Consider the following 21,587-nt stretch of genomic DNA (forward strand, 5'->3'; position numbering starts at 1 on the left):
GCTAAGATCAAATCAACAACTTGGGTGATATAGACATCGTTCAACGTGCTGTTACAATCGCTCACATCTTTACGGGCGGAAGCGTTGTCTTTCCGTCATGGATGGCAACTCGCGATAGCCATAAAAACCAGGGAGACATCTATGAATTATCGCCTGTCGGCGCTTGCGCTTGGCGCCACATTGCTGGTGGGATGTGCCAGTTCCAGCTCTGGCGATCGGCCGCAGGGGCGCTCAGACCCGTTAGAAGGGTTTAACCGCACGATGTTTAACTTCAACTTTAACGTGGTTGATCCTTACGTGCTTCGCCCCGTCGCGGTGGCATGGCGCGACTACGTCCCACAGCCGGCGCGCAACGGGTTAAGCAATTTTACCAGTAACCTGGAAGAGCCGGCAGTGATGGTGAACTACTTCCTGCAGGGCGACCCCTATAAAGGTATGGTGCATTTTACCCGCTTCTTCCTGAACACCATTCTCGGTATGGGTGGGCTTATCGATGTGGCCGGGATGGCGAATCCGCAGCTACAGCGGGTTGAGCCACATCGTTTCGGCAGTACGCTTGGGCATTATGGCGTTGGCTATGGCCCGTATGTTCAGTTGCCGTTCTATGGAAGCTTTACCTTGCGCGACGAAGGCGGCGATATGGCCGATGGCTTGTATCCGGTGCTCTCCTGGCTGACCTGGCCGATGTCGATCGGTAAATGGGCGGTGGAAGGGATTGAGACACGTGCTCAGCTGCTGGATTCCGACGGCCTGCTGCGCCAGTCTTCCGACCCTTACATTCTGATGCGTGAAGCCTACTTCCAGCGTCATGACTTTATCGCCAACGGCGGTAAGCTGACCCCGGCGGACAACCCGAATGCTCAGGCTATTCAGGATGAGCTGAAGGATATCGATTCACAGTGATCGGCGAATGATAAAAAAAGGGTGAACATAATGTTCACCCTTTTTTGTGGCGCGCTGCTTATCAGAAGCGGTAGTTGAAGTTAGCGCCGTACAGCCAGGCGGTTCCTTCGGAACGGAAGGTATACGGGCCTTCCTTAATTTCAACATGCTGCCCGTGCATGTATGAAACGCCGACGTCAACCGAGGCATCTTTATTGAACGCGTAGGTGGTACCCGCGCTCAGCCACAGGCGATCCTGGTCCGGAATAGAGATAGAGCGGTTATTAGCCGGCACCGGGCTGTCATCGAAGGCGATACCGGTACGGAAGGTCCAGTTATCGTCATAATAATAGGTGGTCCCCAGCGCAAGACGATAGGCGTCCTTGAAGCCTTCCTCTTTATAGAACAGCGTCTGGCCGTTGCTGCCGGTGGCTTTCAGCTCCTGGAACTGACTCCAGCTGGTGTAGGTCAGGCTATAGTGGACCGCCCACTGCGGCGCCACGCGGTTATAGCCGGACAGCTCCCACATTTCCGGCAGGTTAAGGGTTAGCGAACCATTTGTCGTCTGGCCGCTGGTGCCCGCCGGCAGGCCGAAGTTGCCGAGGATCTGGTTATAGGCCGCCGGCAGGCTGCTGCGGTAGTTACCGTCGAAGTCGATCTTGACCTCAGAACGGTAGGTTAAACCGTAGCGGTTATTCTTATCCAGCTCATAGAGGATCCCGGCGTTCCAGCCGAAGCCCCACGCGTTGCCATTAAGATGGGCGATCTGCGTGTCGGCCGGGATCTTCGCTACCTGGCCCGCCAGCGCCGGCGGCAGCGCGCCAGAGCCTGCGACAATCTGCCCCAGATCGCCTGCATAGCGCTCGATCTTCGCCTTGGCGTAGACCGCGTCAAAGCCTAAGCCGAAGCTCCAGTTGCTGTCGAGGCGGTAGGCGCCGCTCAGGTTGAAGTTCGCGGTGGTCAGGTCAGTTTTACCGCCCATGCTGCCGGCCGCATAATCATCGTTATACTCTGTTGCCAGACCATAGTTAGAGGTGATAGACGCCCCCCAACCAAATTGGTCGTTAATCGGCGCGACAAAGTGGAAGTTGGGCACCCACGCCGTCGGGGCGATATTGTCTGCTTTCAGGCTCTTGCCGGTGGGAGAGGTGCCCGAAACATTAACGCCCGGGTCGACAAACACGGCGCCCGCCGACATGGTCGGGCGGTCAAACATCATAATTAATGCCGGGTTACGACTGGCATTACCAGCATCGTCAGCGATCGCCCCTTCACCGGAATAGGCACGACCCAGCCCCGATGCAGAGAATTCGTTGAGCTGGAAGCCTGCTGACCAGGCCTGGGTGGAAACAAGTGCGACAGCCACTGCAAGGGCAGATTGGGTAAAGCGGGTTTTCTGGCTCATGCCCATAACCTCATTGAGTTATTTTTTTTTAAACTATGTTACATGCCGTAACAGAAGCGCGGGAGTGTAGGGTCTGCGGTACAACCAAGAAATCAGACCAGTGCGCTGAGTATAGGTCTGACCAGATGATTTGTTGCAAGTATGTTTATGAAGTTTTTCAATTGTGATAACAGAAACGCGATCCAGCTGGCAAAAATCTCGGAGAGAGCAAGGGGGACAGAAGGGGATTTTTGTTTTAGATCATTTTTAAGTGTGATTTCTGTCACTTAACGCCGGCAGAGCGATTCTCGGCTGGAGGCTCACCGGGGACAGGGCGTAAAATAGGCACATCATTTTTCTGGCACCGAAGGTGCATCTCCAGAGGAAATCTACGATGAGTAAATGTAGCGCTGATGAAACCCCGGTTTGCTGCTGTATGGATGTTGGCACGATTGTTGACAACACCGACTGCACCGCCTCCTACAGCCACGTATTCGCCAACCGCGCTGAAGCCGAGCAAACGCTCGCCGCGTTAAGCGAAAAAGCCCGCAATGTCGAATCTGAGCCGTGCCAAATTAACCCAACCTTCACTGACGTTGACGGCGGTGTGCAGCTGGATATCGATTTTGTTTTCAGTTGCGAAGCAGAATCCCTGATCTTCCAGCTGGGCTTACGTTAATCCTTCCCCCTCGACGCCCCTGATAAGGGGCGTTTCCTTTCCTTTTCACTGTGTTTTGGCTCGCAATTTTGCGCTTCTCCGATTGGCTTAATGTAAAAAATTAGTTAAGAATGTTATCAGGTCAGACCACTTGGTTGTCTTGGTTAACAGGGGAGTGTTATGAGTCAGGCATTACCGCTTATCACCCGTCAGGGCGATCGCATTGCCATTGTCACGGGGTTACGCACGCCATTTGCTCGTCAGGCTACGGCTTTTCATGGCGTTCCAGCCATTGATTTAGGAAAAATGGTGGTTGGCGAGATGCTGGCGCGCAGCGACATTCCTGCCGAAGTCATCGAGCAACTGGTCTTTGGCCAGGTGGTGCAGATGCCGGAAGCGCCGAACATCGCCCGGGAAATTGTGCTGGGTACCGGCATGAGCGTACATACCGACGCCTATAGCGTCAGCCGCGCCTGCGCCACCAGTTTCCAGGCCGTGGCGAACGTCGCTGAAAGCCTGATGGCCGGCACCATCCGCGCCGGTATTGCCGGCGGCGCCGACTCCTCCTCTGTCCTGCCCATTGGGGTCAGTAAAACGCTGGCCCGCACGCTAGTGGATGCCAATAAGGCACGCACGCTGAGCCAAAAGCTGAAGCTGTTTTCCCGTCTGCGGCCACGCGACCTGCTGCCGGTCCCCCCGGCGGTGGCTGAATATTCAACCGGATTGCGGATGGGCGATACCGCCGAGCAGATGGCGAAAAGCTGGGGGATCTCCCGCGAGGAACAGGATGCCCTGGCGCATCGTTCGCACCAGCTGGCAGCGAAAGCCTGGGAAGAGGGTAAACTGTCCGCAGAGGTGATGACCGCCTATGCTCCCCCTTTCCGCGAACCGCTCGAGCAGGACAACAATATTCGTAAAAATTCAACGCTCGCAGATTATCAGAAGTTACGCCCGGCCTTTGACCGCAAACATGGCACCGTCACCGCCGCCAACAGTACGCCGCTGACGGACGGCGCGGCAGCGGTGATCCTGATGACCGAGTCGCGGGCTAAAGAGCTGGGGCTGAGGCCGCTGGGCTATCTGCGCAGCTACGCCTTTACCGCCATCGACGTCTGGCAGGATATGCTGCTGGGGCCCGCGTGGTCCACGCCGCTGGCGCTGGAGCGCGCTGGCCTGACGCTGGCGGATCTCACGCTTATCGATATGCACGAAGCTTTCGCCGCGCAGACGCTGGCCAATCTCCAGTGTCTGGCAAGCGACCGCTTTGCCCGCGAGGTGCTGGGCCGCTCGCAGGCCACCGGTGAGGTAGATGAAAGCAAGTTTAACGTCCTCGGCGGCTCTATCGCCTACGGTCACCCCTTCGCCGCCACCGGCGCGCGGATGATCACCCAGACGCTGCATGAGCTGCGGCGACGGGGCGGGGGATTTGGTTTGGTGACGGCCTGCGCGGCAGGTGGTCTGGGTGCGGCGATGATCGTGGAGGCTGAATAATGGATACTGTTTCCGCTTTTAAGCTTGAGGTCCGTGCGGACAAAATCGCGGTGATCACCATTGATGCCCCGGGTGAAAAAATGAATACCCTGAAAGCCGAATTTGGCAGTCAGGTACGGGGATTGATACGCCAGTTACGTGACGATAAGTCAGTGCGCGGCGTAGTATTTATCTCCGCCAAAGCGGATAACTTTATCGCCGGCGCTGATATCAACATTATTGCCCGCTGCCGCAGCGCGCAGGAGGCGGAAGCGCTGGCGCGCCAGGGACAGCAGATTATGGCTGAGATCCATGGCCTGTCGATCCCGGTGATTGCCGCTATCCACGGCGCCTGCCTTGGCGGCGGTCTGGAGCTGGCGCTGGCCTGTCATGGCCGTATCTGTAGCGATGACGAAAAAACCCGACTCGGCTTGCCGGAGGTACAGCTTGGCCTGCTGCCGGGTTCCGGCGGGACGCAGCGTTTACCGCGGCTGATCGGGGTCAGCACCGCGCTGGATATGATGCTCACCGGCAAGCAGCTGCGGCCGCGGCAGGCGCTGAAGGCCGGTCTGGTGGACGAGGTGGTGCCGCAGGCGATTTTACTGCAGGCGGCGGTGGAGTTGGCGCTGAAGGGGCGACCGACCAGCCGGGAGGTGCCTGTTCGTGAACGCGTACTGGCAGGGCCCCTGGGGCGCCATCTGTTATTCCAGTTTGTCGGTAAACAAACGCAGCGCAAAACGCAGGGAAATTACCCGGCGGTGAAGCGAATCTTGCAGGTCGTCGAGAATGGTCTGGCCCATGGCTGCAGCAGCGGATACGCTGAAGAGGCGCGCGCATTTGGCGAACTGGCAATGAGCCCGCAGTCGCAGGCGCTGCGATCGATCTTCTTTGCCAGTACCGATCTGAAAAAAGACCCTGGCGCCGAGGCGGGCCTCGGCCCGCTGAGAAGCGTTGCAGTACTGGGCGGTGGCTTGATGGGCGGGGGGATCGCCTATGTGACCGCCTGTAAGGGTGGGCTGCCGGTGCGGATTAAAGATATCCAGCCGCGTGGCATCAACCACGCCTTAAAGTACAGCTGGGATCTGCTGAATAAACAGGTTCGTCAGCGTCGACTGCGCCCAGTGGAGCGCGATCGTCAGATGGCGCTGATCTCCGGCACTACCGACTATCAGGGCTTTGCTCATCGCGATGTGGTGATCGAGGCGGTATTTGAAGACCTGGCTCTCAAACAGCGGATGGTCAGCGAAGTGGAACAATACGTCGGGCCGCAGACCATCTTTGCGTCGAATACCTCATCGTTGCCAATCGGCGATATTGCCGCTCACGCCAGCCGCCCGGGGCAGGTAATCGGCCTGCATTTTTTCAGTCCGGTGGAAAAAATGCCGCTGGTTGAGGTGATCCCGCACAAGGGAACCGACCCGCAGACTATCGCCACCGTGGTGCAGCTGGCTAAACGGCAGGGGAAAACGCCGATTGTTGTCGCAGATAAAGCGGGGTTCTATGTGAACCGTATCCTCGCGCCGTATATCAATGAAGCGATGCGCCTGCTGGTGGAAGGCGAACCGATTGAAGTCATTGATAACGCGTTGGTTAAATTCGGTTTCCCGGTGGGGCCAATTCAACTGCTGGATGAGGTGGGTATCGATACCGGCACCAAAATTATCCCCGTGCTGGAGGGCGCGTTTGGAGAACGTTTTAGCCCGCCTGCAAACATCATTGACGCGATTTTGAAGGACGATCGCAAAGGCAGAAAAAATAATCGTGGTTTCTATCTTTATGAGACAAAAGGGCGTAAAAGCAAAAAACGGCCCGACCCGGCAGTCTATCCGCTGCTCGGCATCGGCCGCCCGCAGTCGCGGCTTTCCGCGCAGCAGGTGGCGGAGCGCTGTGTGATGATGATGCTTAACGAAGCGGCGCGCTGCTTTGATGAGCAGATTATCCGGAGCGCGCGCGATGGCGATATCGGCGCCGTCTTTGGTATAGGGTTTCCGCCATTTCTTGGCGGCCCGTTCCGGTATATGGATACTATCGGCGCGGGTGAAGTTGCCGCGATCCTGCAGCGCCTGGCCGCCCAGTTCGGCCCACGTTTTACACCCTGTGACACTTTATTACGCATGGCCGAACAGGGGACCACCTTTTGGCCAGCGGATGAACGGCTGACCTAAGTTGTGGTCAAAGAAGGTAAATCCGGCTGCGGACGACGCTGTTGATTGGCTGTTTTGTAAACAATGATTGACTATACTTACGCCATTGAGGTAAAAAACAGCGTTTCATTCGTGGAATGGATCAGGCACAATGCCCGGCCACCGGGTCACCTGCGTATTGTCTTCGCAGGCCAAACTACGGTGCTTCTGGTTAACAAAAGCGGTGCAATATGCAAGTTTTTATTATGCGTCACGGCGACGCTGCCCTCGATGCAGCCAGTGACTCGGTTCGTCCATTAACCGTATGCGGTTGTGATGAGTCTCGTCAGATGGCAACCTGGCTGAAAGGTCAAAAAGTGGATATTGAGCGCGTTCTTGTCAGTCCCTATCTGCGTGCGGAACAGACGCTGGATATTGTTGGGGAGTGCATGAACCTGCCGAAACATGTCGACGTGATGCCGGAGCTCACGCCGTGCGGTGATGTGGGAATGGTGAGCGCCTATCTGCAGGCGCTGGCGAATGAAGGCGTGGCGACGGCGCTGGTTGTCTCCCACCTGCCGCTGGTGGGGTATCTGGTCTCAGAGCTGTGTCCGGGGGAAACGCCCCCGATGTTCACCACCTCGGCTATCGCCTGCGTGACGCTGGATGCCGACGGCAAAGGTGAGTTCCTCTGGCAGAAAAGCCCCTGCAACCTCAAGATGGCCAACGCCATCTGACGGCCCCCCGGAGCCCGCCGTTACGGCAGCTCCGGCGGTTGCCACTCCTCGACCTCAATCAATATCAGCAGTGCGGCGTCACCGCCGTACTCTTTTGGTGCCTGGTGAAACGCCATAATATGCGGATGTTGCGCCAGCCACAGCGGGGTTTGCTGTTTGAGGATGTGTTTCCCGTGCCCGTGCATCACGCAGGCGCAAAACACATGCTCGCGGCGGCAGGCGGCAATTAGCGCGCCCAGCTCCTGTTTGGCCTGCTGCTGGGTAAGCCCATGCAGATCGAGGAACAGCTCCGGCGAATAATCTCCACGGCGCAGCTTTTTCAGCTCGAAATGGCTGACGTCGGGGCGGACATATTTCGTCGAGCCTTCGGTATTCAGTAGCGGTTGAAACTCATCGGAAAAATAGTGGCTGTTATCGACCTGTTCCTGCAGCAAACGCTTAGGAGCAACCTCGGTAATTTTCTTGCGCTGCGGGCGGTGAACAATAGTGTCCTGTTTGATCTTCCGCGTGCCGGTCATCAGCTGACGGAACAGCGCCTGATCCTCCTCGCTAAGCGATGTCTTCTTTTTCATTGTCCGCTCTCATTCATACTTTGCGCTAGTTTACCCGACTCAATATCCCTTCGGGCAAGGAAAACCTGTTTTTTCCCCCGCCCCTTATCGCAAGAATGCTGATTTATCGCCGTCTTCATGGCACACTAGCCGCCGAATTTATAGCAGAGTGTGCCCTGGAGGATGTCGTGGATAAAATTTTTGTTGATGAGGCAGTCAATGAGCTGCATACCATTCAGGACATGCTGCGCTGGGCGGTAAGCCGTTTCAGCGCTGCTAATATCTGGTACGGTCACGGGACTGATAACCCGTGGGACGAGGCGGTACAGCTGGTGCTGCCTTCACTGTATCTGCCGCTGGATATCCCGGAAGACATGCGCACTGCGCGCCTGACCTCCAGCGAGAAACACCGCATTGTAGAGCGGGTGATTCGCCGCGTGAACGAGCGTATTCCCGTCGCCTATCTGACCAACAAAGCATGGTTCTGCGGGCATGAGTTTTACGTTGATGAGCGGGTGCTGGTGCCGCGCTCCCCGATTGGCGAACTGATCAATAACCAGTTTGCCGGACTGATTAACCATAAGCCGCAGCACATCCTTGATATGTGCACCGGTAGCGGCTGCATCGCCATCGCCTGCGCCTATGCCTTCCCGGAAGCGGAAGTCGATGCGGTAGATATCTCCCCGGACGCGCTGGCCGTCGCCGAGCACAACGTTGAGTCCCACGGCCTGATCCATCACGTTACGCCGATCCGTTCCGATCTGTTCCGCGATCTGCCGAAGCTGCAGTACGATCTGATCGTCACCAATCCGCCGTATGTCGATGAAGAGGACATGGCCGATCTGCCGGAAGAGTATGAGCATGAGCCGGTGCTGGGGCTGGCCTCCGGAAGCGACGGCCTGAAGCTAACGCGCCGTATCCTCGGCAACGCGCCGGATTATCTCAGCGACGACGGGATTCTGATTTGTGAAGTCGGTAACAGCATGGTACATCTGATGGAGCAGTATCCGGACGTGCCGTTTACCTGGCTTGAGTTTGATAACGGCGGCGACGGGGTCTTTATGCTGACCAAACAGCAGCTGATTGACGCCCGTGCGCACTTCGGTATTTATAAAGACTAAAAAAACAACACGCCAACATAACGAAAAAGATTGGAGCCGTGATGGCAGGAAATACAATTGGACAACTCTTTCGCGTCACTACCTTCGGCGAATCGCACGGTCTGGCGCTGGGCTGCATCGTTGACGGCGTGCCGCCGGGCATCCCGCTGACCGAAGCCGACCTGCAGCACGACCTCGATCGTCGTCGCCCGGGTACCTCGCGTTACACCACGCAGCGTCGCGAGCCGGATCAGGTCAAAATCCTCTCCGGCGTCTTCGAAGGCGTTACCACCGGGACCAGTATCGGTCTGCTGATTGAGAACACCGATCAGCGTTCGCAGGATTACGGCGCGATCAAAGATCTGTTCCGTCCGGGCCACGCCGATTACACCTACGAGCAAAAGTATGGTCTGCGCGACTATCGCGGCGGCGGTCGTTCTTCTGCGCGCGAAACCGCGATGCGCGTAGCGGCCGGGGCGATTGCCAAAAAATACCTTGCCGCGAAGTTCGGCATCGTCATTCGCGGCTGCCTGACGCAGATGGGCGATATTCCGCTGGCCATCAAAGATTGGGATCAGGTTGAGCAGAACCCCTTCTTCTGTCCGGACCCGGATAAAATCGACGCCCTGGATGAACTGATGCGCGGCCTGAAAAAAGAGGGCGACTCCATTGGCGCGAAAGTGACGGTAGTGGCTGACGGCGTACCGCCAGGCCTCGGTGAGCCGGTCTTCGACCGCCTGGATGCCGATATCGCCCACGCGCTGATGAGCATCAACGCCGTGAAAGGGGTGGAAATTGGCGACGGCTTCGAGGTGGTGAAGCTGCGCGGCAGCGAAAACCGCGATGAGATCACCAAAGCCGGGTTCCAGAGCAACCACGCCGGCGGCATTCTTGGCGGCATCAGCAGCGGCCAGCAGATCGTTGCCAACATCGCGCTGAAGCCTACCTCCAGTATTACCGTTCCCGGTCATACGATTAACCGCTTTGGCGAAGAAGTGGAGATGATCACCAAAGGGCGTCACGATCCGTGCGTCGGCATCCGCGCCGTACCGATCGCTGAGGCGATGCTGGCGATCGTTCTGATGGATCACTTTATGCGTCAGCGCGCGCAGAATGGCGACGTGACGACGACAATTCCACGCTGGTAACCATGAAAAACACCGTTATCGCACTGCTTGCGCTGTTGGCTAGCGCCGGTAGCCTGGCCGCCACGCCATGGCAGAAAATAACCCAACCGATCGGCGGCAGCGCCCAGTCAATCGGCGCGTTTTCCAATGGCTGTATCGTTGGCGCCGAGGCGCTCCCCCTGAGTGCCCCCGGCTATCAGGTGATGCGTACCGATCAGCGTCGCTACTTCGGTCATCCGGATCTGGTTCAGTTTATTCAGCGCCTGAGTAATCAGGTGCACAATAAAGGTATGGGAACCGTGCTGATTGGCGACATGGGGATGCCGGCGGGCGGGCGCTTTAACGGCGGGCACGCCAGCCACCAGACGGGCCTCGATGTCGATATCTTCCTTCAGCTGCCGCAAACGCGCTGGACATCGTCCCAGCTGTTGAAGCCGCAGGCGCTGGACCTGGTCGCCAGCGATGGCAAGCATGTGGTGCCGTCGCTATGGAGCCCGCAAATCAGCCAGCTTATCAAGCTGGCGGCGGAAGATAGCGAAGTTACCCGCATCTTCGTCAACCCGGCGATTAAACAGCAGCTGTGCCTGGACGCGGGCAGCGACCGCCAGTGGCTGCGTAAAGTCCGTCCCTGGTTCCAGCATCGCGCTCATATGCACGTCCGACTGCGTTGCCCGGCGGGAAGTCTGGAGTGCGAGGATCAGGCGCCGCCGCCGCCCGGCGATGGCTGCGGAGCGGAGCTGCAGAGCTGGTTCGAACCACCTAAACCCGGGTCTACCCCCCCTGTGAAGAAGACGCCGCCGCCGCTGCCGCCTTCCTGCCAGGCGCTACTGGATGAGCATGTGCTGTAATGGATAGTTTTATCGAGTTGTTTGCCGTATCGCCGCTGGTGCTGGTGGTACTCTTCTTTGTCGCCATCCTGGCCGGTTTTATTGACTCACTGGCGGGAGGCGGGGGCTTATTGACTGTCCCTGCGCTGATGGCGGCCGGCATGCCGCCAGCCCAGGCGCTGGCGACCAATAAGCTGCAGGCCTGCGGCGGGTCGCTATCGGCGACCCTCTATTTTGTCCGCCGCAAGGTGGTTAATCTGGCCGATCAGAAGCTGAATATTCTGATGACCTTTATCGGCTCAACCGCCGGAGCGCTGCTGGTGCAGCACGTGCAATCCGATATTCTGAAGCAGATCCTGCCGTTGCTGGTGATTGGCATCGGCCTTTATTTCCTGCTGATGCCGAAACTGGGCGAAGCCGACCGGCAGCGTCGGCTTTACGGTCTGCCGTTTGCGCTGGTCGCCGGCGGTAGCGTAGGGTTTTACGATGGCTTTTTCGGCCCCGGCGCCGGTTCGTTTTACGCCCTGGCTTTTGTCACTCTGGCCGGGTTTAACCTTGCCAAGTCGACGGCCCATGCCAAGCTGCTGAACGCCACCTCAAACGTCGGCGGCCTGCTGCTGTTTATCATCGGTGGAAAGGTTATCTGGGCCACCGGCTTTGTGATGATGGCCGGCCAGTTTATTGGCGCCCGTGCCGGGTCCCGGCTGGTGCTGAGTAAAGGGCAGTCGCTGATCCGGCCGATGATCGTTATCGTCTCGGCGGTGATGAGCGCGAAACTTCTTTATGACAGCCACGGGGCTGAGATTTTGCAGTGGTTGGGAATTCATTAATGCAACAGCAACACCATTATCAGCAGCTGATAGACCTTTTCGACAGCTGCTTTGCCGAAGAATTTAATACCCGCCTGATTAAAGGCGACGATGAGCCGATCTACCTTCCGGCTGACGATGAAACGCCCTATCACCGTATCGTGTTTGCGCACGGATTTTTTGCCAGCGCCCTGCACGAGATCTCTCACTGGTGTGTCGCCGGCAAGGCGCGTCGCGAACAAGTAGATTTTGGCTACTGGTACTGCCCGGACGGCCGCGATGCGATGACCCAAAGCCAGTTTGAGGATGTCGAGGTGAAACCGCAGGCCTTTGAGTGGCTGTTCTGCGTGGCGGCGGGATTTCCGTTTAACGTCAGCTGTGACAATCTGGACGGGGACGTTGAGCCCGATCGCATCGCCTTCCAGCGCCGGGTGCATGCTCGGGTGATGACTTTACTTGAACAAGGGATCCCCGAACGTCCGGCGCGCTTTATTCGCGCGTTACAACACTATTATCAAACGCCGCCATTGACGGCGAAACACTTTCCGTGGCCGGAAGACCTGCACTAAGGCCGCACATTACATGACAAGAGGTAAGATGATGATCGCGGAGTTTGAATCACGCATTCTGGCGCTGATTGACAACATGGTAGACCACGCCAGTGATGATGAACTGTTTGCCGGCGGTTATCTGCGCGGCCACCTGACGCTGGCGGTGGCTGAGCTGGAAGGTGAGGGCGAGCATTCTGCTGACGCGGTACACAGCAGAGTTAGCCAGAGCCTGGAGAAAGCCATCAGCGCTGGCGAACTGTCGCCGCCGGACCAAATTCTGGTGCAGGGGATGTGGCATAACCTGTATCAACAGGCGAAAAATCAGGCCTGAGCCATGTTGTAGCCCGGGTCAGGCGTCAGCCGTACCCGGGAAATTGCCTGCCCTCATGGTTTTATTTCACCGCTTTTCCCTTCAGCAGTTTTCTCACCCACAGCCGATTCGGATTCAGCGCCGCCAGGGTGTCGCTATCCAGCGGCAGCGGTTCCGCGCTCATTTGCGCCGCCAGCAGCTCAGCGCTTAACGGCGCGGTGCAAAGTCCGCGCGACCCGAGCGCGCCAAGCATAAACAGGTTACGACAGACCGGCGCGCTATCGGCGATATCCGGTTGTTCGTGGAGGCTGGCGTATTGCGTCAATGTTGCCGCGTAGTCCGGCACGTTGCCGACCATCGGTAGATGATCGCGGGTGGCGCAGCGCACGCCGCAGCGAGCGTCGTTGGCGCTGATATCCACGTCCTGTGGCCACTCCGCGCCCGGGAAGCAGTCGATCAGCCGTTGCCGGTTGTGCTGCTGATCTTCTTCGCTGAAGGTGGTGTCGGTTTTCCCGCGGTGGTAGCTGGCGCCAATGCAGTGCTGCTGATTTTGCGGATTCTGTGGCGTCAGGTAGCCGTCGTAGCACAGCACCTGGCGCAGGGCAGCAAGCCGCGGGGTGGTGGGAATATGGCTGACCTGGCCGCCAACCGGGTAGACCGGCAGTTGGGCGGTTTGCGCAAAACCAGTGATGCGGTGGCCGTTCGCCAGAACCACCGCCTGATGATAGCGCTGCTGATTGAGCAGCCAGCCATCGCCCTCCGCGCTGAGCGTTTCAACGTGATAACCATAGTGCACGTGCAGTCCGCGCGTGGCCGCCAGCGCCAGCAGCTCGGCGGTGAGCTGCTGCGGGCACAGCCAGCCGCCGGCCGGATAGGTGATGCCGCCGCAGCCGGTATCGACGCCGGTCAGCCCGGCAACCTGTTCCGCCGTCACCGCGCAGGCGATGTCCGGGGGTAAATTCAGCGCCAGCATCTGGGCGATTTTATGCGCGCTTTTCTCATCCCAGCCGAGCTGGGTAACACCGCACCATTGGTGATCGAACATCACCGGCAGCGCGTCATACATTCGGCGGGCGAAGGTAAACGCGGCCGGAAAAAAGCGCGCCAGCGCCGGATCGTGCTGACTTAACAGCGGATACAGCGCGCCCTGGCGATTGCCGGAGGCGCCCTGCGCTGGAGCCTCATCGGCGCAGTAAAGGGTCACCTGCCAGCCGCGGCGCAGCAGCGCCAGGGAGAGCAGGGCGCTGGCGATCCCGCCGCCGATGATGGCCGCCTCGCGGGCATCGCTGCTACTGCGAGCGAACCAGGGGGCGCGCGCAGGAAAGCTCAGCGTTTGCGCCATCTCGCCGGTTAGCATCTCCCGCTTGCGGCCGAAGCCTTTGCTTTTACGCATGGTAAAGCCGGCCTCCTGCAGGCCACGGCGAACAAAACCGGCGGAGGTAAAGGTGGCCAGCGTCCCGCCGGGTCGCGCCAGGCGCGCCATGGCGCTGAACAGATCCTGAGTCCACATGTCGGGATTTTTCGCCGGGGCAAAGCCGTCAAGAAACCAGGCGTCCACCTGCTGGTTCAGCGAATCATCCAGCTCCCTGGTCAGCTCATTGATATCGCCAAACCACAGATCGAGCGTCACCCGCCCGCCGTCGAGCAGCAGACGATGGCACCCGCCGAAGGCCGACGGCCATTGCGCCTGCAGCTGCTGCGCCCACGGAGCCAGCTCTGGCCAGCGCTGGTGCGCCAGGCGGAGATCCTCAGCCTTCAGCGGATATTTTTCAAAACTGATGAAATGTAACCTTTGCAAGGTAACGTCCGGGTTATCACGAACAAAAACGTCAAACGCCTGCCAGAGGGTGAGGAAATTGAGCCCGGTGCCGAAGCCGCTCTCCGCGACGATCATCAGCGGGCGAGGGTGGCTGGGGAAGCGCTCCGGCAGGCGATTTCCGCCGAGAAAAACGTAGCGAGTCTCTTCCAGACCGTTGTCATTGGAAAAGTAAACATCGTCGAAATCTCGGGAAACAGGTGTACCCTCAGCGTTGAATTCCAGGTTGGCGGGTTGTATGGCGTTTTGTTTCACGTAAGTTACTCGAATCACAAGGCGTAGCACGATCTTAACGATGTGTGCCTGAGGGCGCAAATTTATACACAAAATGTCTGATCGGACTTGTTCGGCGTACAAGTGTACGCTATTGTGCGACACGAAACTTAAAATAGTGCGACTTACAGAGGTATTTAATGAAACGTGCAGTGATTACTGGCTTGGGCATCGTTTCCAGCATCGGTAATAACCAGCAGGAAGTCCTGGCATCTCTGCGTGAAGGACGTTCAGGGATCACTTTCTCTCAGGAGCTTAAAGATTCAGGGATGCGCAGCCACGTATGGGGCAACGTCAAACTGGATACCACTGGCCTCATTGACCGCAAAGTAGTGCGCTTTATGAGCGACGCCTCCATCTATGCTTACCTGTCCATGGAACAGGCTGTTGCCGACGCAGGTCTGGCGCCTGAAGCATATCAGAATAACCCGCGTGTCGGCCTGATCGCAGGCTCCGGCGGCGGTTCCCCGAAATTCCAGGTCTTCGGCGCCGATGCCATGCGTAGCCCGCGTGGTCTGAAAGCCGTGGGCCCGTATGTGGTCACCAAAGCGATGGCTTCCGGCGTTTCCGCCTGCCTCGCTACGCCGTTCAAAATTCACGGCGTTAACTACTCCATCAGCTCGGCCTGCGCCACTTCCGCCCACTGTATTGGTAACGCGGTAGAGCAGATCCAGCTGGGCAAACAGGACATCGTCTTTGCCGGCGGCGGCGAAGAGCTGTGCTGGGAAATGGCCTGCGAATTCGACGCCATGGGCGCGCTGTCCACTAAATACAATGACACCCCGGAAAAAGCGTCCCGTACCTATGATGCTAACCGTGACGGCTTCGTTATCGCCGGCGGCGGCGGTATGGTCGTGGTGGAAGAGCTGGAACACGCCCTGGCGCGTGGCGCGCACATCTATGCCGAAATCGTCGGCTATGGCGCGACCTCCGATGGCGCGGACATGGTCGCCCCGTCTGGTGAAGGCGCAGTGCGCTGCATGCAGATGGCGATGCATGGCGTTGATACGCCGATCGACTATCTGAACTCCCACGGTACCTCCACTCCGGTCGGCGACGTGAAAGAGCTGGGCGCCATCCGCGAAGTATTCGGCGACAACAGCCCGGCTATTTCGGCAACTAAAGCGATGACCGGCCACTCGCTGGGCGCGGCGGGCGTACAGGAAGCCATTTACTCCCTGCTGATGCTGGAGCACGGCTTTATCGCGCCGAGCATCAACGTTGAAGAGCTGGACGAGCAGGCTGCTGGCCTGAACATCGTCACCAAACCGACGGACGCTAAGCTGACCACCGTAATGTCCAACAGCTTCGGCTTCGGCGGCACCAACGCCACGCTGGTGATGCGTAAATACAACGCCTAATCAGCATGTGATGCGCAAAGGGGAGCCACCGGCTCCCCTTTTTTGTCATCTTGACAGAGTAAGAGCCCGCAGGCACACTGCTCGCGGATCCATTAGTCTCTCCACTAATGCGTAAGCGTTTAACGTCAACCAACGCGCCTTAACCCTGATAATCAGGTGGAGGGGGCGTGTCGCTTTGCTCGCCTTACTCTGCGAATCTGGAGTAATGCATGTCCGCAGTTACTGAAACAACATCCAATTCTTCGGCCAATTTTTCGCTTTTCCGTATTACGTTTGCCGTCTTTTTGACCTATATGACCGTTGGTTTGCCGCTGCCGGTGATCCCGCTCTTTGTCCATCAGGAGCTGGGATTTGGCAACACCGTGGTTGGCGTGGCGGTAGGGATCCAGTTCCTCGCCACCGTTCTGACCCGGGGGTACGCCGGGCGCCTGGCAGACCAGTACGGCGCTAAACGTTCCGTCCTGCAGGGGATGCTGGCCTGCGCCCTGGCGGGCGCGGCATGGCTGGCCGCTGCGCTGCTGCCGCTGCCGCTGCTCGCCAGGCTCGGTCTGCTGCTGCTGGGCCGCTTGATCCTCGGGTTTGGCGAAAGCCAGCTGCTGACCGGAAACCTGAGCTGGGGGATGGGCCTGGTGGGACCGGCCCGTTCCGGCAAAGTGATGTCATGGAACGGCATGGCGATGTACGGCTCGCTGGCGGTGGGCGCCCCGCTGGGATTATTGATCTATAGCCATTTTGGCGTGGCGGTGCTGGCCTGTGTCACCATGGGACTACCGCTCGTCGCCTGGCTTATTAACGGTACCGTGCGCAAAGTGGCGGCCCACGGAGGCGAGCGGCCTTCACTCTGGAGCGTCATCGGCATGATCTGGCGCCCGGGCATTGGCCTGGGCCTGCAGGGTGTCGGCTTTGCGGTGATCGGCACCTTCGTCTCCCTCTATTTCGCCAGCCATAGCTGGCCAATGGCCGGCTTTACCCTGACGGCGTTTGGTGGCGCCTTTGTGCTGATGCGAGTGCTGTTCGGCTGGATGCCGGATCGGTTTGGCGGCGTTAAGGTGGCGATGGTCTCGCTGCTGATAGAGGCGGTTGGTCTGACGCTGCTGGGACTGGCGCCGAATGCCTGGCTGGCGCTGGCCGGTGCGGCGCTGACCGGGTGCGGCTGTTCGCTTATTTTCCCCTCACTTGGCGTGGAAGTAGTGAAGCGCGTCCCGGCGCAGGTGCGCGGCACCGCGCTCGGCGGCTATGCGGCCTTTCAGGACATCTCCTATGGCCTGACCGGGCCGCTGACCGGCCTGCTGGCGACCTCGCTGGGCTACTCGTCGGTGTTCCTTGCCGGCGCCCTCTGCGCGGCGCTGGGGATCCTCGTCACCCTTATCTCATTTCGCCGCTAGGTTATTGTCCGGCCTGAAAACGCTGTAGGAAACACCGCGGCGTTTGGCATGAAGGGGAGCCGTAAACGCCGCCGGTGGCTGCTGGGCTACAGCAGGAGCCACAGCACAAGGAGCAGGACAACTGCGCCCAGCGCCAGCTGCCACGGCTTAGCGCTCCACGTCCGCCTGGCGACAGGCTCCTCTTGCGGGATGGCCAGCGTCTCCTGGGCGCGGGCCACCCGCAGCACAAACACCTTGTTCAGCAGCGCCAGGATCTGCGCCGGGCTCAGCGTGGTCCGCGGCGTGACCTGCCAGCTGCGACGGGCAAAGTCGACAATTGTCTGCCACTCCGCGGCCTCCAGCGGCTGCTTGAGCGCTCCCTGCAGCGAGGTGAGCGTCGGCGCGCTTTGCGCACTCAGCGTTTGCCGCGCCTGCAGCCAGTACGAAAGCGGCAGGAAGTGCGTCGCCGGGATCAGCTCCCCGGACTTGACGCCGCAAAGCTCCAGCATGGATTGCCAAATCAGCTTGCTTGGTTCGCCGGTGGCGGCCGCCAGCTTAGTCACCAGCTGATTGAGCGTATTATGCTCGGCTGGCAACAGCGGGCGCAGGGTCGGCGGGCGCTGCTGCGGCTGCGGGATCGACAGCTGGCCATGCTGCAGCAGATGCAGAATGGTCTCCAGCTGCGTCTGGCTAAGGGCATGCAGCGCCGTTTGCCCATAATGCTGACGAATATAATCGCTCACCGCCTGGCGGTTATTGCCCTGACCGAGCAGATCGCTGAGCTGCGCTAAGGTCTGGCGATGATGATGATTATCCTGAGCGGCGGCTAAGCGCTGGTTGAGACTGGCCTCCGCGGCGCTGAAATGGCAGGCCAGCAGGGGCGAGTCGCCTTTCAGTCCGAGGTCATGTTTGACGCAGGCCCACACTTCCGCGTTCTGCTGCGAGGTCAGCGCCACCAGGCGCGTGATCAGTCGCTCCAGAACGGTGCGTTGCTGCATGGAAAGCGAAGGTTCGCCGGTGGCGGCAGTGCCTGATGGGCCTCGCCCTGGAGGACGGTCTGGCATATCAGCAAGGGGGTGCGTCATGATTCATCCTTTCGATATCGCGGTGCTGGAACCAGGTGATGAGTATGCCTGGCGGCCAGATTATGGCACACTTCCCCAGTTAACTCTCGTTCTCAGACAGGTACTGAACTGTGAAAATCCTCGTTGATGAAAATATGCCCTATGCCCGTGAGCTTTTTAGCCGTTTAGGCGACGTGCAGGCGATCCCAGGCCGTCCGGTCCCGGCCGATGCCCTGACCGATGCGGATGCCCTAATGGTGCGCTCGGTCACCCGGGTCAATGAAGCATTGCTCGCCGGCAAGGCCATTAAGTTCGTCGGCACCGCTACCGCCGGCACCGATCACGTCGATCAGGCGTGGCTGCAGCAGGCGGGGATTGGTTTCTCTGCGGCGCCCGGCTGTAACGCCATTGCGGTGGTAGAGTACGTCTTTTCATCGCTGCTGATGCTGGCCGAACGCGACGGCTTTGCGCTGCGCGACCGCACCGTCGGGATCGTCGGCGTCGGTAACGTTGGCGGGCGACTGCAAAAGCGCCTGGAAGCGTTGGGGATCAAAACTCTGCTCTGCGACCCACCGCGCGCCGATCGCGGCGACGAAGGTGACTTCCGCTCCCTCGAGGCGCTGGTCCAGGAAGCCGATGTCATCACCTTCCATACGCCGCTGTATAAAGAAGGGCAATATAAAACCCTGCATCTGGCGGATGAGGCGCTGATAAGCCGCCTGAAGCCCGGAACGATTTTGATCAACGCCTGCCGCGGGCCGGTGGTCGATAACGCCGCACTGCTAAAGCGGCTGGAAGCTGGTCAGCCGCTGAGTGTGGTATTGGACGTCTGGGAGCCGGAGCCGGATCTAAACGTTGAGCTTCTCAAGCTAGTGGATATCGGTACCGCGCATATCGCCGGCTACACCCTCGAAGGGAAAGCGCGCGGGACGACGCAGGTTTTTGAAGCCTACAGCGCCTTTATCGGCCATCCGCAGCAGGTAGCGCTGGACACTCTGCTGCCGGCGCCGGAATTTGGCCGCATTACCCTGCATGGACCGCTCGATCAGCCGACGCTGAAAAGACTGGTCCACTTGGTGTATGATGTGCGCCGCGATGATGCGCCGCTGCGGAAGGTGGCCGGCGTCGCCGGTGAATTCGACAAGCTGCGTAAAAATTATCAGGAACGTCGCGAATGGTCTTCGCTGTATGTGCAGTGCAGCGATGAGCAGGCGGCGACGCTGTTGCGCCAGCTCGGTTTTAACGCCGTGCATCATCCTGTTCGTTAATGTCTTCTTAATGCCCCTGCCGGATACTCCGGCGGGGCCGCTTTATTTCTGGAGTTAACCACCATGTCTGAAGGCTGGAATATTGCCGTACTGGGCGCAACGGGCGCCGTAGGCGAAGCCCTGCTCGAAACTCTTGCTGAACGCCAGTTCCCGGTAGGAGAGATTTTTGCTCTGGCGCGCAACGACAGCGCGGGCGAACATCTGCGTTTTGGTGGCAAGTCGGTGATCGTCAAAGACGCCGCCGAATTTGACTGGACCCAGGCCCAGCTGGCTTTCTTCGCCGCCGGCGTCGAAGCCAGTGCAGCGTATGTCGAAGAAGCGACCAACGCCGGGTGTCTGGTTATCGATCTCAGCGGCCTGTTTGCGCTGGAGCCGGACGTACCGCTGGTGGTGCCGGACGTGAACCCGTTCGTATTAGACGATTATCGCAACCGCAACCTGATTGCGGTGCCTAATAGCCTGACCAGTCAGCTGTTGACGGCGCTCAAACCGCTGATCGATCAGGGCGGGTTGTCGCGCATTAGCGTCACTAACCTGCTCTCCGCCTCGGGGCAGGGGAAAAAAGCGGTGGATGCGCTGGCAGGTCAGAGCGCTAAGCTGCTGAACGGCATCCCTATCGATGAAGACGATTTCTTTGGTCGCCAGCTGGCGTTCAACATGCTGCCGCTGCTGCCGGATCGTGAAGGTAGCGTGCGCGAAGAGCGCCGGATCGTCGATGAAGCGCGCAAAATTCTTCAGGATGACGGGCTGATGATCTCCGCCAGCGTCGTTCAGTCGCCGGTCTTCTACGGCCATGCGCAGATGGTGAGCTTCGAAGCGATGCGCCCGCTGGCGGCGGAGGAGGCGCGCGACGCTTTTACCCGCGGCGAGGATATCGAACTTTCTGAAGAGGGCGAATTCCCGACTCAGGTTGGTGATGCCTCAGGCAATGCCCGCCTCTCCATCGGCTGCGTGCATAACGATTACGGTATGCCGGAGCAGATCCAGTTCTGGTCGGTAGCGGATAACGTGCGCTTCGGCGGCGCGCTGATGGCGGTGAAGATCGCCGAGAAGCTGATTGAGGAGTACCTGTACTGATGTCTGAGATGGAGCAACAGCCGATCTGTAAAATCGCGCTGGGCATCGAGTACGACGGCAGCAAATATTACGGCTGGCAGCGGCAAAACGAAGTGCGCAGCGTGCAGGAGAAGCTGGAAAAGGCGCTCTCGCAGGTGGCGAACGAACCGATTACCGTCTTTTGCGCCGGCCGCACCGACGCCGGCGTCCATGGCACCGGCCAGGTGGTGCATTTCGAAACCCGGGCGCAGCGGAAAGATGCCGCCTGGACGCTGGGGGTAAATGCGAATTTACCTGGTGACATCGCGGTGCGTTGGGTCAAACATGTACCGGCGGATTTTCACGCCCGGTTCAGCGCCACGGCGCGCCGCTATCGCTACGTCATCTATAATCATCGCCTGCGTCCGGCGGTGTTAAGTCATGGCGTGACGCATTTTCACCAGCCGCTCGACGCCGAGCGTATGCAGCGCGCCGCGCAGTGTCTGCTGGGAGAGAATGACTTTACCTCGTTTCGCGCGGTACAGTGCCAGTCGCGTACCCCGTGGCGCAACGTGATGCATATTAACGTTACCCGCTACGGCGCGTATGTGGTGGTGGATATCAAAGCGAATGCCTTTGTACATCATATGGTCAGGAATATTGTAGGCAGCCTGATGGAGGTCGGGGCCGGAAACCAGCCGGAGAGCTGGATGGCAGAACTGCTGGCAGCAAAAGACAGGACGCTCGCTGCGGCAACGGCAAAAGCGGAAGGGTTGTATCTGGTGTCGGTGGATTACCCGGCCCACTATGATTTACCGGTGCTGCCAATGGGCCCGCTGTTTCTGGCGGACTAATAGGGTCATTAAGGGTAAAGACA

The 21,587-nt window shown here is 59.1% G+C and carries 20 protein-coding genes; 16 read left to right on the forward strand and 4 right to left on the reverse strand.

The genetic code is table 11. From position 1 onward, the window contains the following. Positions 1-141: 141 nt before the first annotated feature. A complete protein-coding gene (gene mlaA, locus AB1E37_RS06955; RefSeq protein WP_002913362.1) occupies positions 142-903 on the forward strand; it encodes a phospholipid-binding lipoprotein MlaA in 762 nt (253 codons plus the stop codon). A 61-nt stretch (positions 904-964) separates the two neighbouring features. On the opposite strand, the gene fadL is transcribed toward mlaA, so the two are convergent. Further along, positions 965-2,287, reverse strand: a complete 1,323-nt coding sequence (fadL, locus tag AB1E37_RS06960; protein ID WP_002913360.1) for a long-chain fatty acid transporter FadL — start codon at positions 2,285-2,287, stop codon at positions 965-967. 373 nt (positions 2,288-2,660) lie between these two features. Between fadL and AB1E37_RS06965 the strand changes: the two genes are divergently transcribed. The 4 genes from AB1E37_RS06965 to sixA all read left to right on the forward strand — a co-directional run bounded on the left by AB1E37_RS06965 (position 2,661) and on the right by sixA (position 7,254). After that, positions 2,661-2,945, forward strand: a complete 285-nt coding sequence (locus tag AB1E37_RS06965) for a YfcZ/YiiS family protein (protein ID WP_004185011.1) — start codon at positions 2,661-2,663, stop codon at positions 2,943-2,945. Positions 2,946-3,104: 159 nt separating this feature from the next. Further along, positions 3,105-4,415, forward strand: a complete 1,311-nt coding sequence (gene fadI, locus AB1E37_RS06970; protein WP_021313703.1) for an acetyl-CoA C-acyltransferase FadI — start codon at positions 3,105-3,107, stop codon at positions 4,413-4,415. After that, entirely contained in the window at positions 4,415-6,559 is a 2,145-nt protein-coding gene (gene fadJ, locus AB1E37_RS06975) for a fatty acid oxidation complex subunit alpha FadJ (protein ID WP_367777046.1), read from the forward strand. The genes fadI and fadJ overlap by 1 nt, the downstream gene beginning before the upstream one ends. Before the next feature lie 209 nt (positions 6,560-6,768). After that, the gene (sixA, locus tag AB1E37_RS06980) at positions 6,769-7,254 is read left to right on the forward strand and encodes a phosphohistidine phosphatase SixA (protein WP_002913355.1); all 486 of its coding nucleotides are present in this window, start codon (positions 6,769-6,771) and stop codon (positions 7,252-7,254) included. 20 nt (positions 7,255-7,274) lie between these two features. Here the strand turns inward: sixA and smrB are convergent, their stop codons facing one another. Then, a complete protein-coding gene (gene smrB / locus AB1E37_RS06985; protein WP_002913348.1) occupies positions 7,275-7,826 on the reverse strand; it encodes an endonuclease SmrB in 552 nt (183 codons plus the stop codon). Between the two features lie 167 nt (positions 7,827-7,993). On the opposite strand from smrB, the gene prmB reads away from it, so the two are divergent. From prmB to AB1E37_RS07015, 6 genes are read left to right on the forward strand one after another with little or no spacing between them, the layout of a single operon-like run. Continuing rightward, the gene (gene prmB / locus AB1E37_RS06990) at positions 7,994-8,926 is read left to right on the forward strand and encodes a 50S ribosomal protein L3 N(5)-glutamine methyltransferase (RefSeq protein WP_002913346.1); all 933 of its coding nucleotides are present in this window, start codon (positions 7,994-7,996) and stop codon (positions 8,924-8,926) included. Between the two features lie 41 nt (positions 8,927-8,967). After that, positions 8,968-10,053, forward strand: a complete 1,086-nt coding sequence (gene aroC / locus AB1E37_RS06995) for a chorismate synthase (RefSeq protein WP_002913342.1) — start codon at positions 8,968-8,970, stop codon at positions 10,051-10,053. Positions 10,054-10,055: 2 nt separating this feature from the next. Continuing rightward, a complete protein-coding gene (gene mepA, locus AB1E37_RS07000; RefSeq protein WP_004174960.1) occupies positions 10,056-10,880 on the forward strand; it encodes a penicillin-insensitive murein endopeptidase in 825 nt (274 codons plus the stop codon). Then, positions 10,880-11,689: a sulfite exporter TauE/SafE family protein gene (locus tag AB1E37_RS07005; RefSeq protein ID WP_002913340.1), complete on the forward strand. Its 810-nt coding sequence runs from the start codon at positions 10,880-10,882 to the stop codon at positions 11,687-11,689. Before mepA ends, AB1E37_RS07005 begins: the two co-directional genes overlap by 1 nt. Beyond that, complete coding sequence (locus AB1E37_RS07010) at positions 11,689-12,237, forward strand: elongation factor P hydroxylase (protein WP_021440519.1); 549 nt, start codon at positions 11,689-11,691, stop codon at positions 12,235-12,237. The genes AB1E37_RS07005 and AB1E37_RS07010 overlap by 1 nt, the downstream gene beginning before the upstream one ends. A 31-nt stretch (positions 12,238-12,268) precedes the next feature. After that, entirely contained in the window at positions 12,269-12,550 is a 282-nt protein-coding gene (locus AB1E37_RS07015; RefSeq protein ID WP_002913338.1) for a YfcL family protein, read from the forward strand. Between the two features lie 61 nt (positions 12,551-12,611). On the opposite strand, the gene mnmC is transcribed toward AB1E37_RS07015, so the two are convergent. Beyond that, on the reverse strand, positions 12,612-14,600 hold the full coding sequence (gene mnmC, locus AB1E37_RS07020) for a bifunctional tRNA (5-methylaminomethyl-2-thiouridine)(34)-methyltransferase MnmD/FAD-dependent 5-carboxymethylaminomethyl-2-thiouridine(34) oxidoreductase MnmC (protein ID WP_023286748.1): 1,989 nt from the start codon (positions 14,598-14,600) through the stop codon (positions 12,612-12,614). Positions 14,601-14,758: 158 nt separating this feature from the next. Here mnmC and fabB point away from each other — a divergent pair, with 158 nt between their 5' ends. Further along, positions 14,759-15,979: a beta-ketoacyl-ACP synthase I gene (gene fabB, locus AB1E37_RS07025; protein WP_002913291.1), complete on the forward strand. Its 1,221-nt coding sequence runs from the start codon at positions 14,759-14,761 to the stop codon at positions 15,977-15,979. A 209-nt stretch (positions 15,980-16,188) separates the two neighbouring features. Beyond that, positions 16,189-17,364, forward strand: a complete 1,176-nt coding sequence (locus AB1E37_RS07030; RefSeq protein WP_023286747.1) for an MFS transporter — start codon at positions 16,189-16,191, stop codon at positions 17,362-17,364. A gap of 86 nt (positions 17,365-17,450) precedes the next feature. On the opposite strand, the gene flk is transcribed toward AB1E37_RS07030, so the two are convergent. Beyond that, a complete protein-coding gene (gene flk / locus AB1E37_RS07035) occupies positions 17,451-18,428 on the reverse strand; it encodes a flagella biosynthesis regulator Flk (RefSeq protein ID WP_022615607.1) in 978 nt (325 codons plus the stop codon). Between the two features lie 110 nt (positions 18,429-18,538). On the opposite strand from flk, the gene pdxB reads away from it, so the two are divergent. From pdxB to truA, 3 genes are all read left to right on the forward strand, one after another. Then, complete coding sequence (gene pdxB, locus AB1E37_RS07040; RefSeq protein ID WP_023280386.1) at positions 18,539-19,675, forward strand: 4-phosphoerythronate dehydrogenase PdxB; 1,137 nt, start codon at positions 18,539-18,541, stop codon at positions 19,673-19,675. Between the two features lie 63 nt (positions 19,676-19,738). Further along, on the forward strand, positions 19,739-20,752 hold the full coding sequence (locus tag AB1E37_RS07045) for an aspartate-semialdehyde dehydrogenase (protein ID WP_023280385.1): 1,014 nt from the start codon (positions 19,739-19,741) through the stop codon (positions 20,750-20,752). Next, positions 20,752-21,564, forward strand: coding sequence for a tRNA pseudouridine(38-40) synthase TruA (gene truA / locus AB1E37_RS07050; RefSeq protein WP_002913226.1), 813 nt, complete (start codon positions 20,752-20,754; stop codon positions 21,562-21,564). Before AB1E37_RS07045 ends, truA begins: the two co-directional genes overlap by 1 nt. Positions 21,565-21,587: the final 23 nt, after the last annotated feature.

It is taken from the genome of Klebsiella sp. Shm-1 (assembly GCF_040804525.1).
Classification (GTDB): Bacteria; Pseudomonadota; Gammaproteobacteria; order Enterobacterales; family Enterobacteriaceae; genus Klebsiella; species Klebsiella pneumoniae.